The organism is Saccharopolyspora sp. NFXS83 (genome assembly GCF_026241095.1).
Lineage (GTDB): Bacteria > Actinomycetota > Actinomycetes > Mycobacteriales > Pseudonocardiaceae > Saccharopolyspora_C.
The window spans coordinates 23099-36544 of the sequence record NZ_JAPFGB010000022.1; the positions used below are offsets into that span (position 1 = coordinate 23099).

13 protein-coding genes are annotated in these 13446 nt (G+C 70.9%); 4 read left to right on the forward strand and 9 right to left on the reverse strand.

Translation table 11 applies throughout. The features are described from left to right. Positions 1-194 precede the first annotated feature (194 nt). A complete protein-coding gene (locus OOZ19_RS21995; RefSeq protein ID WP_266092039.1) occupies positions 195-935 on the forward strand; it encodes a DUF4190 domain-containing protein in 741 nt (246 codons plus the stop codon). 47 nt (positions 936-982) lie between these two features. Here the strand turns inward: OOZ19_RS21995 and OOZ19_RS22000 are convergent, their stop codons facing one another. Continuing rightward, positions 983-1594, reverse strand: a complete 612-nt coding sequence (locus tag OOZ19_RS22000; RefSeq protein ID WP_266092040.1) for a TetR/AcrR family transcriptional regulator — start codon at positions 1592-1594, stop codon at positions 983-985. Positions 1595-1729: 135 nt separating this feature from the next. Here OOZ19_RS22000 and OOZ19_RS22005 point away from each other — a divergent pair, with 135 nt between their 5' ends. Beyond that, positions 1730-2380, forward strand: a complete 651-nt coding sequence (locus OOZ19_RS22005; protein ID WP_266092041.1) for a hypothetical protein — start codon at positions 1730-1732, stop codon at positions 2378-2380. Positions 2381-2537: 157 nt separating this feature from the next. Here OOZ19_RS22005 and OOZ19_RS22010 read toward each other — a convergent pair whose 3' ends face one another. The 7 genes from OOZ19_RS22010 to thyX all read right to left on the reverse strand — a co-directional run bounded on the left by OOZ19_RS22010 (position 2538) and on the right by thyX (position 10351). After that, positions 2538-2774 carry a hypothetical protein gene (locus tag OOZ19_RS22010; protein ID WP_266092042.1) on the reverse strand — a complete coding sequence of 79 codons (237 nt, stop codon included), beginning with the start codon at positions 2772-2774 and terminating at the stop codon, positions 2538-2540. 158 nt (positions 2775-2932) lie between these two features. Then, positions 2933-4621, reverse strand: coding sequence for a ribonuclease J (locus OOZ19_RS22015; RefSeq protein ID WP_266092043.1), 1689 nt, complete (start codon positions 4619-4621; stop codon positions 2933-2935). Positions 4622-4653: 32 nt separating this feature from the next. Then, the gene (dapA, locus tag OOZ19_RS22020) at positions 4654-5595 is read right to left on the reverse strand and encodes a 4-hydroxy-tetrahydrodipicolinate synthase (protein WP_266092044.1); all 942 of its coding nucleotides are present in this window, start codon (positions 5593-5595) and stop codon (positions 4654-4656) included. A 277-nt stretch (positions 5596-5872) separates the two neighbouring features. After that, positions 5873-6499 carry a TIGR03085 family metal-binding protein gene (locus tag OOZ19_RS22025; protein ID WP_266092045.1) on the reverse strand — a complete coding sequence of 209 codons (627 nt, stop codon included), beginning with the start codon at positions 6497-6499 and terminating at the stop codon, positions 5873-5875. A gap of 19 nt (positions 6500-6518) precedes the next feature. Then, positions 6519-7988 carry a serine/threonine-protein kinase gene (locus tag OOZ19_RS22030; RefSeq protein WP_266092046.1) on the reverse strand — a complete coding sequence of 490 codons (1470 nt, stop codon included), beginning with the start codon at positions 7986-7988 and terminating at the stop codon, positions 6519-6521. Positions 7989-8076: 88 nt separating this feature from the next. Beyond that, entirely contained in the window at positions 8077-9525 is a 1449-nt protein-coding gene (locus tag OOZ19_RS22035) for a serine/threonine-protein kinase (protein WP_266092047.1), read from the reverse strand. A 73-nt stretch (positions 9526-9598) separates the two neighbouring features. Further along, on the reverse strand, positions 9599-10351 hold the full coding sequence (thyX, locus tag OOZ19_RS22040) for an FAD-dependent thymidylate synthase (RefSeq protein WP_266092048.1): 753 nt from the start codon (positions 10349-10351) through the stop codon (positions 9599-9601). Positions 10352-10537: 186 nt separating this feature from the next. On the opposite strand from thyX, the gene OOZ19_RS22045 reads away from it, so the two are divergent. Both OOZ19_RS22045 and OOZ19_RS22050 read left to right on the forward strand, forming a co-directional pair. Next, positions 10538-11110, forward strand: coding sequence for a toxin-antitoxin system HicB family antitoxin (locus tag OOZ19_RS22045; RefSeq protein ID WP_266092049.1), 573 nt, complete (start codon positions 10538-10540; stop codon positions 11108-11110). A 25-nt stretch (positions 11111-11135) separates the two neighbouring features. Next, on the forward strand, positions 11136-12110 hold the full coding sequence (locus OOZ19_RS22050; protein ID WP_266092050.1) for a DUF4097 family beta strand repeat-containing protein: 975 nt from the start codon (positions 11136-11138) through the stop codon (positions 12108-12110). On the opposite strand, the gene OOZ19_RS22055 is transcribed toward OOZ19_RS22050, so the two are convergent. After that, complete coding sequence (locus tag OOZ19_RS22055; protein WP_266092051.1) at positions 12094-13323, reverse strand: winged helix-turn-helix domain-containing protein; 1230 nt, start codon at positions 13321-13323, stop codon at positions 12094-12096. The two genes, OOZ19_RS22050 and OOZ19_RS22055, sit on opposite strands and share 17 nt — an antisense overlap. Between the last annotated feature and the right edge of the window lie 123 nt (positions 13324-13446).

A 13446-nucleotide genomic window follows, 5' to 3' on the forward strand; every position in this document is an offset into this window, starting at 1 on the left:
CGGACGCGAGAAGCCGCAGACCGAGCCCATCCCGAGATCTCGCAGACCGCTTCAGTTAGCAGATTCCGCACCGGTGATCCACTGAATCCACCCCACCGTGTAGTTCGGCGTGAAAGCGCGGACACGGCGCCCTCCCGTTGGAACGATCTTGCGGTTCCCCGCGATTTCCACGTTCTCCCCGGAAGGAAACACCCATGTCCGCAGTGGTTCCGCCGCCGACGACCCCGAAGAACGGTCTCGGCACCGCCGGATTCGTCCTCGGCCTGCTCGCCCTACTGTTCTCGTTCATCCCGTTCATCGGTGTGGTCGCCTGGCCGCTCGGCATCCTCGGTCTCGTCTTCGGCGTCCTCGGCATCGTCCGCGCGCGCAACGGCCAGGCGAACAACCAGGGCATGGCGATCACCGGCACCGTGCTCGCCGGAATCGGGCTGCTGATCTGCATCGCCTGGGTCGGTGTCGTCGGCAGCGTCGCGAACGAGACCGCCGAGCAGTCCGAGTCCCTCGGCATCGAACCCCAGCACAGCCCCGTTCCCGCCGGTGACGCGACACCGGAGGTGATCGAGCTGGGCTTCGGCGAGGCCCACACCTGGCGCGGCGGCGAAGCCGTTCGGGTCGCCGCGCCGACCGAGCACCAGCCGAGCAGTCCGTACCTGATCGACTCCGACTCCCGTGGCGTCGCGGTGGACCTGACCATCACCAACGGCACGAAGCACGAGATCAACCCGATCTCCTGGGAAGTCACCGCCACCCACGGCGGACGGCCTGCCGAGTTCTCGATCGAGGACCGCCCGTTCACCAACGCGCAGATCCCGCCGGGCGGGGCCCTCACCATCACGCGGATCTTCCAGGTCGCACCCGGCACCGCCGACCTGCGGATCTCGGTGGCGCCCAGCGCCTTCGCCACCGACACCGCGTACTTCCACGGCGACTTCTGAGTTGCACCGGACAACGCCCCGGCCTGAGCCGGGGCGTTGTCCGAACCTCACTGAAATCCGGCGTCTAGGACGGCGTCGACGGCCAGGTACAGGGTGTTCGTCTCTGCGGCCAGCAGCGAGTCCTCGGCGGGCAGCGCCCGTTCTAGCGAGAGGCCGTTGAGGACCGTCATCAGGAACCTCGCGCGGCGCGCGTTGTCGCCCGCGGCGAGCACCCCTTCGTCCACGAGGACGGCCAGCCAGTGCTCGGTGCGGCGTCGGCCTTCGCGTTCCATGCCGAGGTAGACCGCCTTGATCTCCTCGGTCGGTTCCGGCGCGATGAACCCCTCGTAGACATTCCCGAAGGCCGCGCGCGCCTCCTGCCCCACCCCGGCGGGCGCGATCAGTTCCCGGAGGCAGGCGACCAATCGATCCCGCGGCGGCACCGAGCGGTCGTGGATCGCGTCGCCGGAGGCCACCATGTCGTAGATGCCGGCGAGCACGGCGTCTTGGAGGACGCGCTGGGTCGGGAAGTGGTAGCGCAGCGAGCCCGTGCTCACCCCGGCCCGCGCCGCGACCGCCCGCACGCTCAGCCGCGCGGACGCGTCCTCGCCGAGCATCGTCGCCGCGGCCACCAGGATCCGGTGCCGAGTGCTCATCACCGGGTCGTCCGAGTCGTCCATGTCCACCTCCGCTCCGCTCCGCACAGTACTAGCACACCGTGATAGCGCTGTTCTAACACGCTGTGCTAGCTTGACACTCAACGCGCTAGTACAGCGTGTTAGACGGCTTTCCGGGGGACTCGGCGAAGGGGCGGCATGCTCGAGGAGTGGCGGCGGGATCGGGCGGCGCGACGGGTGAAGAGCGGCGACGGGCGTCCGTTGAAGCCCTTCCGCTGGTGGCAACAGTTCAGCCGAGCACTGTGCTATCTCACGCTCGACGACCGCGACGGACGCCGAACGGTGTACGCCGTCGAGGTCCGGCACATGGGCGACAGCAACGGCGAGGTCAAAGCGCACCTGTTCCGCGACGGCAGGCACCACGCCGTATCCAAGGTCCCCGCCGCCTTCCCCGTCGACGGCGGCACGATCGAGGTCGCGACGAGCCAGGTCGGGCTCAAGCGCTGCCACTACGTCACCGCGGCGGGCGCGGAGCACCAACTCGTCCCGGACCCGAAATCCGCGGAAGGACGCCGCGCCAGCCTCGAACGCGACCATCCGGTCATGAGCCGCGCGGTCGGTTTCCTCTCGGTGGTGCTGCTGGTCATCGGGGTGATCCTGCTCGTCATCCAGATCGCCGAGCCGATCTCCCGGGTACCTCCCATCGCGGAGAACATCGGGATCTTCGAATCACCGCTGCACCTGCCGATGTGGCTCAACATCGCCCTCACCCTCGGCGCGGCGCTGGCCAGCACGGAACGAGCGCTGCGCATGCGCTACCACTGGCTGCTCGACGCCGCCGGGAACTGATCCCCTCCGGGTGGTCCGGTCCTGACGCGCGCGTGCCCCGAGCCGGAACTCGGCTCGGGGCATCGGAAGCGACGGTTCGGGTCAGAGCGCCGACGTTGTCGTCGTCCTGGAGCGCGGCCACCGCGGTGGGCTCGTTGCCACCGTCGCCGCACGGCGGCTAGGAAGCGGTCTGGTCGGGCGGAACATCGCTACCCGGGCCCGTCTGGTCGGGCGGAACATCGCTACCCGGGCCCGTCTGATCCGGCGGAACATCGCTACCCGGGGCCGTCAGGTCCGGCGGCACGTCGCCGTCGCCCTGGACCTGCACCGCCGGTGTCGGCGCGGCCAGTGCCGAGGCGGGCGCCGCCAGCAGCGCAGCCGCCGCGACGACCGCCGCTGTGGTGAATCGCTTCATCGTGTTGTCGTGCCCCTTCCACATCTCCCGATCGGGATGCGGACACGCTACGACGCCGGAGACCCCGATGGAGGCTCCTGGCTTCCGCGCAGGGATATCCTCCGATCGCCGCGTCGGAAACCCGGTGTGCGCACCGGATTTCCGACGGCGGCGACGGATCAGGAACCGACCGGCAGCACGTTCGGGACGATCATCGGCCGGCGGCGGTACTTGTCCGCGACCCACTTGCCGACCACGCGGCGCACGGCCTGCGCGATGCGGTGGGTGTCGGCGATGCCCTCCGACTCGGTGCGCGCCAACTCCATCTCCACCAGCGGCACCACGTCGTCCAGCGCCTTCGGGTCGTCGGAGAAACCGCGGCCGGAGATCGTCGGGCTGGACACCGCCCGGCCCGTCGCCGCCTCCACTGCCACGGTGATCGAGATGAAGCCGCCCTCGCCCAGCACCAGCCGGTCCGACAGCGTGGACTCGCCGACGTCGCCGACGGACAGGCCGTCGACGTAGACGTGCCCGACCTCAACGCGGCCGGAGACCTTCGCGATGCCGTCGACGAGGTCGACCACCACGCCGTCCTCGGCGATCACCACCCGCTCCGCCGCCACCCCGGTCAACCGGGCCAGTTCGGCGTTCGCGCGCAGGTGCCGCCACTCGCCGTGCACCGGCATGACGTTGCTGGGGCGCACCGCGTTGTACAGGTACAGCAGTTCACCGGCCGACGCGTGCCCGGAGACGTGGACCTTCGCCCCGCCCTGGTGCACCACGTCCGCACCGAGCCGCACCAGGCCGTTGACCACGCCGAACACCGCGGTCTCGTTGCCGGGGATCAGCGAGCTCGCCAGCACCACCGTGTCACCGGCGCGGATGCGGATCTGCTTGTGCTCGCCGCGGGCCATCCGGGACAGCGCCGAGAGCGGCTCGCCCTGCGACCCGGTCGAGACGAACAGCACCATGTGCTCCGGCATCGCCAGCGCCTCGTCCAGCTCCACCAGCAGACCCGGCGGCACCCGCAGGATGCCCAGGTCGTTCGCGATGCCCATGTTGCGCACCATCGAGCGGCCCACGAAGCAGACCTTGCGGCCGTGCTGCTCGGCCACGTCCAGCACCTGCTGCACGCGGTGCACGTGGCTGGCGAAGCAGGCCACGATCAGCCGCTGCGTCGCTTTGCCGATCACCCGGTCCAGCACCGGGCCGATCTCGCGCTCCGGGGTGACGAAGCCGGGGACCTCGGCGTTCGTGGAGTCCACCAGGAACAGGTCCACGCCCTCGTCGCCCAGGCGGGAGAACCCGGCCAGGTCGGTGAGCCTGCCGTCCAGCGGCAGCTGGTCCAGCTTGATGTCACCGGTGTGCAGCACCACGCCCGCCGACGTGCGGATCGCGACCGCCAGCGCGTCCGGGATCGAGTGGTTGACCGCGAAGAACTCCAGGTCGAACACGCCGTGCTTGCTGTGCTGGCCCTCGGCGACCTCGACCAGCACCGGATCCTGGCGGTGTTCCTTGCACTTCGCCGCCAGCAGCGCCAGCGTGAACTTCGAGCCGACGACCGGCAGGTCCGGCCGCAGCCGCAGCAAGAACGGCACCGCGCCGATGTGGTCTTCGTGGCCGTGCGTGAGCACCACGGCCTCGACGTCGTCCAGCCGGTTCTCGATCGCCCCGAAGTCAGGCAGGATCAAGTCCACGCCGGGCGAGTCGTCCTCCGGGAACAGCACGCCGCAGTCGACGATGAGCAGCTTGCCCTCGTGCTCGAACACGGTCATGTTGCGGCCGACTTCGCCGATGCCGCCCAGCGCGGTCACCCGCAGCCCGCCCTCGGGCAGGGCCGGTGGCGGCGCCGACGCGGTCGGCGTCACGGGGTGGTTTTCGGAAGAAGTTGTGCGAGCGCTCAACGGTGCACCTCTGCTGCGGCATCGGGATTGACCAGGACCAGACCGGCGTCCCACAGATCGCTGGTGATCACCCGCACCTGCTCATCGGTGGCCTGCGGCAACGGCAGCCGGGGATGCCCGGTCTCATAGCCGCACAACCGCAACGCCGTCTTCGAGAAGATCACACCGCCCACGTAGTTCATCGACCGGTACACCGGCATCAGGCCGACGTGCACGTCCCTGGCGGTGGCGATGTCGCCCGCCTCGTACGCGTCGAGCATCTTGCGCAGCCGATCACCGACGACGTGCCCGATCACGCTGACGAAGCCGACAGCGCCCACCGACAACCACGGCAGGTTCAGCGGGTCCTCACCGGAGTAGTAGGCCAAGTCGCTGTTGGACAGCACCTCGCTGCCCGCCCACAGGTCGTGCTTGGAGTCCTTGACGGCCTTGATCTGCGGGTGTTCCGCGAGCCGCTTGAGCGTGTCGGTGTGGATGGGCACCACCGAGCGGGGCGGGATGTCGTAGAGCATCACCGGCAGCTCGGTCGCGTCGGCCACCGTCGTGAAGTGCGACAGCAGCCCTTCCTGCGGGGGGCGCGAGTAGTACGGGGTCACCACGAGCAGCCCGTGCGCGCCGGCCTTTTCCGCGGTGCGGGCCAAATCCACGGAGTGCGCGGTGTTGTTCGTGCCCGCTCCGGCGACCACCGTCGCGCGGTCCCCTACCGCTTCGACGACGGCGCGCAGCAACTGCTCTTTCTCGTCATCACTGGTCGTGGGACTTTCGCCCGTCGTGCCGTTGACGACCAGGCCATCGTTTCCGACGTGATCGACGAGGTAGGTCGCGAGCTCCTGAGCCAGCGCCAGGTCGAGCTTCCCGTCCGCGTCGAACGGCGTCACCATGGCGGTCAGGACCCGGCCGAACGGCCGACCTTCAGTGGCGGTGGGACAGACGGTCATAACCCTTGACGCTACCTGGTGAGTCCACTGGTCAGCGCGCCGCATCGACGGTGCTGGGCGGCACCGCGCCCCAGCACCGAAGATCGCGGAAACCTCGCGCTCCGAGCGCCGCGAAGCCGTCCAAGTTCCCGCAGATCAGGTTCACCGCAGCCGGATTTCCGGGACACGAGGCGAAATCCAGGTTCGGCCCGCCGTCTCGGCGGCGGAGCGGCGCGCGGTCACCGCCGGGGCACCCGACGCCCCGCTCCAGCGCACCGGAGCGGGGGCCGGGCGAGCGTCAGAACGAGCGGCGCAGGTCTTCCACCGCGAGCACGTCGGCATCGTTGCCGTCGATGTCGACCCGCACCTGGCGGCGGCTGAACGCGTGCAGCAGCAGCTCGCTCGGTTCACCGCTGATGCGCACGGTGCGCGGGCCGCGCTTCGCGGCGATCTCGGTGCCGTCCGGGCGGCGCAGCACCACGCCCACCGGGCTGCGGCCGTAGAACACCTTCGCCACCCGGGACAACGATTTCCACAGCGCCTCTTCGCGCTCCGGCTCGGACGGCCGCGGCTGCCAGCCCGGCTGCGCCCGCCGCACGTCCTCGTGGTGCACGAAGAACTCGGCGGTGTTGACCGTCTCGTCCACGGCGCCGATGGCCAGCGGGTTCCACTTCGGCGCGCCTTCGCGCACGGTGGCGATCAGTTCCGGCCAGGCCTGCTCGCGCAAACCCTGCTCCACCTTGTCGCCGCGCTCGGCCAGCGCCTTGACGAACTTTCCCGCCAGCGCGTCGGGGCGCCGCTCGCGCAGCACCAGGTGCACCGCGAGGTCCTTGGTCTTCCACTCACCGCACAGCGTCGGCGCGTCCGGCCCGACCCGGTCGAACAGGTCGCACAGTTCACGGCGCTCGTCATTGGCCACACCCATGCGCTCACCTTACCGGGGTTCAGTCCGCGGCGACCGGCGTCGTCAGCGGCGTGCCGTCGGCGCTGCGCACGTAGCAGTGCACGATCTGCGATCCCTCGTCGTTGGAGCTGTCGCCGTCGAGCGAGGTCCGCCGCTTGGCCTCCCACGCCTGCGCGGTGGGGATCACCGCGCCGTAGCGCAACGCCCGCTCCTTGTCCGGGTGGTCGATCTTGTCGGTGGCGAAGTGCGCGCCGCACATGCCTTCGGCGAACCGCGTCAGTTCGCGCCGGCCGGGATAGCTGACATCGCTGGTCGACCGTCCGCCGAACACGTCCCCGCTGGTGTAGATCTCCACGTCGTGCGCGGAATCGCACGGCCGGAACCGCTGCTGCGTGACGCGGTCGCCCGGCTCCAGCGCGGTGTCGGCGCACGGGTTGTCCTCGCCCATGTCGAACGGCTCCACATCACCGCCCGGACCGTAGGTCCGCGTCGGCTGCTGGGGGCCCGCGACGAGCGGATTGCCCCCGTCCGGGGCCGGGGAACCGCCCGGAGCACCGGCGACCGGCAGGAGCCTGCCGAGCAGCAGGCCTGCGACGAACAGGACCACCGCCGCGGGCACCGCCCCGATCAGCCACCACCGGCGCGAGCCGGACCGGCCGGACATCGCCCCGCGAGCCGGTTCCGCGCGGGCCGGCAGATCCGACAGCAGCGCACGGGCCTGATCCGGGGTGAGCCGGGCACGCGGATCGGTGGTGAGCAGACCCGCGACCAACGCTCCGATCGCCCCGTGGTCCCGGGACATCCGGGGTGTCTCGTTCAGCACCGCGTGCAGCGTCGCCGCGGTGGTCTGCCGATCGAACGGCAACCAGCCCTCCAGGGCGAAGAACAACGTCGCCCCCAACGACCAGAGGTCGCTCGCGGGCGTCGCGTCGTGGCCTCGAATGCGTTCCGGAGCCATGAACGCCGGAGAGCCGATGAGCGCACCGGTCGTGGTCAGGCGGGGATCGTCCACCGTCTGCGCGATGCCGAAATCCGCCAGCTTCACGCCGTTGCCCGAGATCATGATGTTGCCCGGCTTGACGTCCCGGTGCACGATCCCGGCCGCGTGCGCGGCCTCCAATGCGGACAGCATCCGCAAGGCCAGCTCCGCCACCCGCGCCGGGGGCATCGGCCGCTGCGGTCCCACGACGTCGCTGAGCGTGACGGGATCCACCAGTTCCATCACGATGAACGTGGCGCCGTTCTCGGTGAACACGTCGTGGACCGTGACCACCCCGGGATCGCTGAGCCTGCCCGCGATCCGCACCTCCTGCCTGAGGCGCTCGTCGAGCACGCGCCGTTCCGCTGCCGGGAGGCCTTCCGGCACGTGGAGCTGCTTGATCGCGACGTCCCGGTCGATCCTGGCGTCGCGGGCGCGCCACACGATGCCCATGCCGCCGCGCCCCAGCTCACCGGTCACCTCGTAGCGGCCCCCGGCGAAACGCATTCCCGCGTCCATCCGCTCCGGCACTGCACACCCCTCCCGATGATCGCGGAGTGAGGATCATGTCACGACGAGTAGCGCGACGATCCCGTTTCGCGCATTCCTCCGGGCCGCCTCAACCAGTGGCGACCGAGGTGGTCAGCTGCACTCCGTCGGTGGTGCGCAGGTAGCAGTGCACGGCCTGCGAGCCGGCGTCGGAGTCGCTGTCGTCGTCCATCGCGGTCTGCCGCTTGAGCTCCCAGGACCGCTCCGAGGGCACCAGCGCGCCGTAGCGCAGCGCGGCGTCCTTGCCCGGCAGCACGATCTTGTCCGAGGCGAAGTACGCGGCGCACATCCCTTCGCCGAACCGGGCCAGCTCCGCCTCTCCCGGATAGGAGATGTCGTTGGTGGAGCCGCTGCCGAACGGATCTCCCGTCGCGTAGATCTCGAGGTCGTGCGGCTCCGAGCACCGGCGGATCTTCCCCTCCGGCACGGTCGAACCGGAACTCGGCCTGCCGAACGCGCACGGGTCGGACTTGCTCGGCGCGAAGGTCTCCAGATCACCGCCCGGCCCGTAGCTCAGCGTCGCCTCCTCCGCCGCCGGGGCACCGGGGACCAGCGCGAACCGGCCGAGCAGCAGACCGGCCACGAACAGCACCACCGCCGCTGCGATCAGCGGGCCGCGGCCGAGGTCCTTCGCGCGAGCGGGAAATCGCGACCGCACCGCACCGGGACCTGCCGGGACCTGCGCCGTCGCCGTCGGACCGGGTCCGGCGGCCAGCAGTGCGCGGGCCTGCGCGGGGGTGAACCGGGCGCGCGGGTCGGCGATGAGCAAGCCCATGATCAGCGACCCGAGCGGGCCCTGCGTCCGGGTCATCCTGGGGGTCTCGCTCAGCACCGCGTGCAGGGTCGCCGCGGTGGTCTGCCGATCGAACGGCAACCAGCCCTCGGCGGCGAAGAACAGCGTGGCGCCCAGCGACCACAGGTCGCTCGCGGGCGTCGCATCCGCGCCCTGGATGCGTTCCGGAGCCATGAACGACGGCGAGCCGATGATGCTCCCGCTGGTGGTCAACCGCGTGTCGTCCAGGGTCTGCGCGATGCCGAAGTCGGCCAGCTTCACCCCGCTGTCCGAGATCATGATGTTGCTCGGCTTGACGTCCCGGTGCACGATCCCGGCCGCGTGCGCCGCCTCCAACGCGGACAGCAACCGCCGGGCCAGCTCCACGACCTGCTCCGGCGGCATCGGGCCGCATTCGCCGACGACCTCGGCGAGCGTGCCCGCCAGCACCAGCTCCATCACGATGAAGGTGCCGCCCGCTTCGCTGAGCACGTCGAACACCGTGACCACCGCCGGGTCGCTGAGCCGGCCCGCGGCCCGCGCCTCCCGCAGCACCCGCTCCTCGAACACGGCCCGCTCCGCCGGCGGCACCCCGTCCGGGACGTGCAGCTGCTTGATCGCGACCTCGCGGCCGATCACCTGGTCCCAGGCCCGCCAGACGATGCCCATGCCGCCGCGACCGAGCTCACCGGTCACCTGGTAGCGGCGCCCGATGGTGCGCGTCAGCGCATCCGTCCGTTCCACCACGCCCGCCCCCTCCCCCGACCTTGTCTTAGAACGTTCATCCCATCGGACGAAAGGAGGCCGAGCGCGGTTCCCGTCAGCCTTCGCTGACGAAGGGGCTGGAAGCGACCTCGGAGCCGTCCTTGAGGGCGGTGATCTCGAAGTCGCCGAACACGTTCGGCGCGGCCTTCTGCAGCTGCCGCAGGCACTCGACGGCGAGCGAGCGGATCTCGACGTCCGCGTGCTCGCTGGCGCGCATCGCCACGAAGTGCCGCCACGCGCGGTAGTTCCCGCTGACGACGATGCGGGTCTCGGTGGCGTTGGGCAGCACCGCGCGCGCGGCCTGCCGCGCCTGCTTGCGGCGCAGCGTGGCCTTGGGCTCGTCCGCGAACTTCTCCTGCAGCGCGTCGAGCAGCTCGGTGTAGGCGGCGACGCTGGCCTCGGTGGCCCGCACGAACTTCTCGTGCAGCTCGGGGTCCTCGGCGATCACGTCGGGCTCGACCACCGCGGCGTCGCGTTCCGGCACGTAGCGCTGGGACAGCTGCGAGTAGGAGAAGTGCCGGTGCCGGATCAGCTCGTGGGTCAGCGACCGCGACATCCCGGTCAGGTAGAAGGTGACCGAGCCGTGCTCCAGCACCGAGAGGTGGCCGACCTCCATGATGTGCCGGAGGTACCCGGCGTTGGTCGCGGTCGCCGGGTTCGGCTTGTGCCAGGACTGGTAGCAGGCCCGGCCGGCGAACTCCGCGAGCGCCTGGCCGCCGTCCGCGTCGGTGGACCACTCCACGTCGGCCGGCGGGAAGAACTCGGTCTTGCCGATCAGCTGGACATTCGGCGGCACGATGTCGGTCACGGTGCGCGGACCCTTCTCGGTTGGAGTGCGGATGTTCTGCCCGCTTGCCCGCGGCCGGGCGCTGGCGGTTTCGAGCGTAACCGGCTGCACCGACGTCCCGGCCCGACCGCCACGACGGCTCCGATGACGATCGCTGACACCATTGTGTCACTTGCGCGACGTCATCGACGACGCCATAGTGGCGTCATGGACCTCAGCCCTTACATCGCCCAGCTTCGGGAAGACCTCGGCTCCGCCGCGTCGGCGGGCGACGAGCACACCCGGCAGACCGCCGCCGCGCTGTCGGCGGCGATCGAGCCCGCCACCCGGCTCGCGATCATGAACGCGCTCTCCGACCTCGCCGCGGAAGTGACGACGCACCTCGACGGCCAGGTCGTCGACGTCCGACTGGACGGCCGCGATGTCCGCGTCGTCGTCAGCGGTGGCGGCACCGCGCGTTCGACCGCGGCCGAGGAGGAACGACCACCACCTCCGCCGCCCGGCGCCGACGGCGGCGACATCAGCAGGATCACCCTGCGGCTGCTCGACGAGATCAAGTCGCAGGCCGAGCAGGCGGCTTCGACGCAAGGCGTCTCGCTCAACACCTGGGTGGCGCAGGCCGTGCAGGGCGCGCTGCACGGCGGCCGGCCGCGCGGCCCGTGGGACCACCGCCCTGGGCGCGGCCCGGGTTGGGGAGGCCCGCCCGGATCCGGCCGCTGGCGGCCGGACGGGCCGGACGACGGCCCCGGTTCACGGCTCCACGGCTGGGTGCACGGCTGAGCGCGACGGGAAGGCGGGAGAGGCGATGAGCGGCAACAGCACGGGCGGGCCGGATTCCGAGGAGTCCGCCGGTCGGGAACCGAACGATCTGGTGCGGACGCAGGACTTCGACACCGCGGCTCCCATCGAGGTCGACATCGGCAACAGCATCGGGTCGATCACGGTCGAACTGGCGACGACGGACGTCACGCACGTCGAGGTGCGCCACGACTCCGCGGCGGGCGGTACCGATTGGCGCAGCGGGCTCACCGGCCTGCTGAGCTGGGTCAGCGATCAGTTCGGCGACGCGGCGCAGCGCGGCGGTCTCGGTGAACGCGCCTTCGGCGAGCGCGGTCTCCGCGAACCGATGGCCGAGGCGGTGCGCCAGACCCGCGTCGACATGACCGGGAACCGGCTCACGGTGCGCACTCCGAGCACGGTGCCGCTGCGCACGGTCCCGTTGGCGATCACCGTCCGGGCACCGGCGGAATCCCAACTCGGGCTCCGCTCGGCGAGCGGCGAGGTGCGGGTGACCGGGTCGGCGGGCCGGGTGCAGGTGCAGTCCGGCGGCGGCGCGGTCTCGGTCGAGCAGGCCGCGGGCAACGCGATCGCCCGCACCGGCTCCGGGGCGCTGCGCTTGGGCGACATGGCCGCCGGAGTGCAGGCGCGCAGCGGCAGCGGCGATGTGGAGATCGTGTCCGTGCAGGCGGCGTCCTCGGTGGTGACCGGTAGCGGTTCGGTCTGGTTGGGCGCCGTTGAATCGGACGTGCTGGTGCGTTCGGGCAGCGGTGACATCGCCATCGCCGACGCCGCGGCGGGCCAGGTCGAGCTCATCACCGGGTCGGGTGGATTGCGGGTCGCGCTGCGGCACGGGATCGACGCCGAGGTCGACCTCACGTCCACCACCGGGTCCGTGCACAGCGACCTGGCGGTGTCGGAGGAACCCACCGCTCAGGAACCGGCGTTGCGGATCTTCGGCCGCAGCGGCAGCGGGGACGCGCTGCTCACGTCCGCCGTGTGAGGGCGCGCAGCGGGTCGATCAGGCGACCGTCGCCGCGCGACCCGATCACGACCCCGTCCAGCCCCAGCCAACCGGCCATCTCGGTGAGGGCGTCGGCGAGTTCCGGTGCGATCACCGCGGGGTCCTGACCGGGTTCGGCGAAGGCTCCGGGAACCCGCAGCACCTTCGCCGCCCGGTCGGCCTTCAGGTCGACGCGGCCGACCAGTTCACCGTTGAGCAGGAAGGGGAAGACGTAGTAGCCGTACTCCCGCTTGGGCTCCGGGACGTAGATCTCGATGCGGTAGCGGAAGCCGAACAACCGCTCGGCGCGGGACCGCTCCCAGATCAGCGGATCGAACGGGCACAACAGGGCGCGCCCGCGCACGCGGCGGGGCGTGCGGGCCGCGGTGTGCAGGTACGCCTGCTGCCGCCAGCCAGCTACGGCCACGGGTTCGAGTTCGCCGCCGTCGACGAGTTCTGCCACGGCTCGCCGGGATTGCGACGGGCTCAGCCGGTAGTAGTCGCGGAGGTCGGACTCGGTGGCCACCCCGAGCGCCGCGGCGGACCGCAGCACCAGTTCGCGAACCGCGTCCTCCTCTGCCGGGTCGTGGGTGAGCACCTCGGACGGCAGCACCCGTTCCGGCAGGTCGTAGAGCCGTTCGAACCCCTTGCGGCTGCCGGTGGTGAGCTCGCCCATCGCGAACAGGAGCTCGCAGACCCGCTTGGTGTCGGTGCGGTTCCACCACGGACCGCGCCCTTGGCGGACGTCGCCCCCGATCTCCCGTTCCAACGTGCCCGCACCGACGGGGCCGAGGTCTTTGACGGCCGCGAGCACGTCATCGACGAGGCCGGGCGAGTTCTCCAGCAGTTCCCGTGATCGGCTGCGCCAGGATCCGCCGTACATCCGCATCCGCCATCGCAGCAGCGACCAGTCCCGCACGGGGATCAGCGATGCCTCGTGCGCCCAGTACTCGACGAACAACCGCGGTTTGGCCGCGGTCGACGACCAGGCCGCGTCGTCGAGCAGCGCAGCGGGATAAGCGCCGAGTCGGCTGAACAGCGGCATGTAGTGCGCCCGGACCGCGACGTTCACCGAATCCAGCTGCAGCAGTTTGGTGCGGCCCAACGCCCGGTTCAGGTGTTGGCGGGTCACCTGCCCGGTGGGCAGGGCATCGGTGAAACCTTGGGCTGCCAGCGCGGTGCGCCGAGCCGCCGCGGCGCTCATGGTCTGCATCCGCGGAATGGTGCCATCCCGGTCTGACAGTTCCGGCGCCCGAACCGGCCGTCCTGCCGGATTCCCCCGAGGCACCACGTCCGCCGCTCACGCAGCCCCGGTGATCCCCTGCCCCCGCACGCC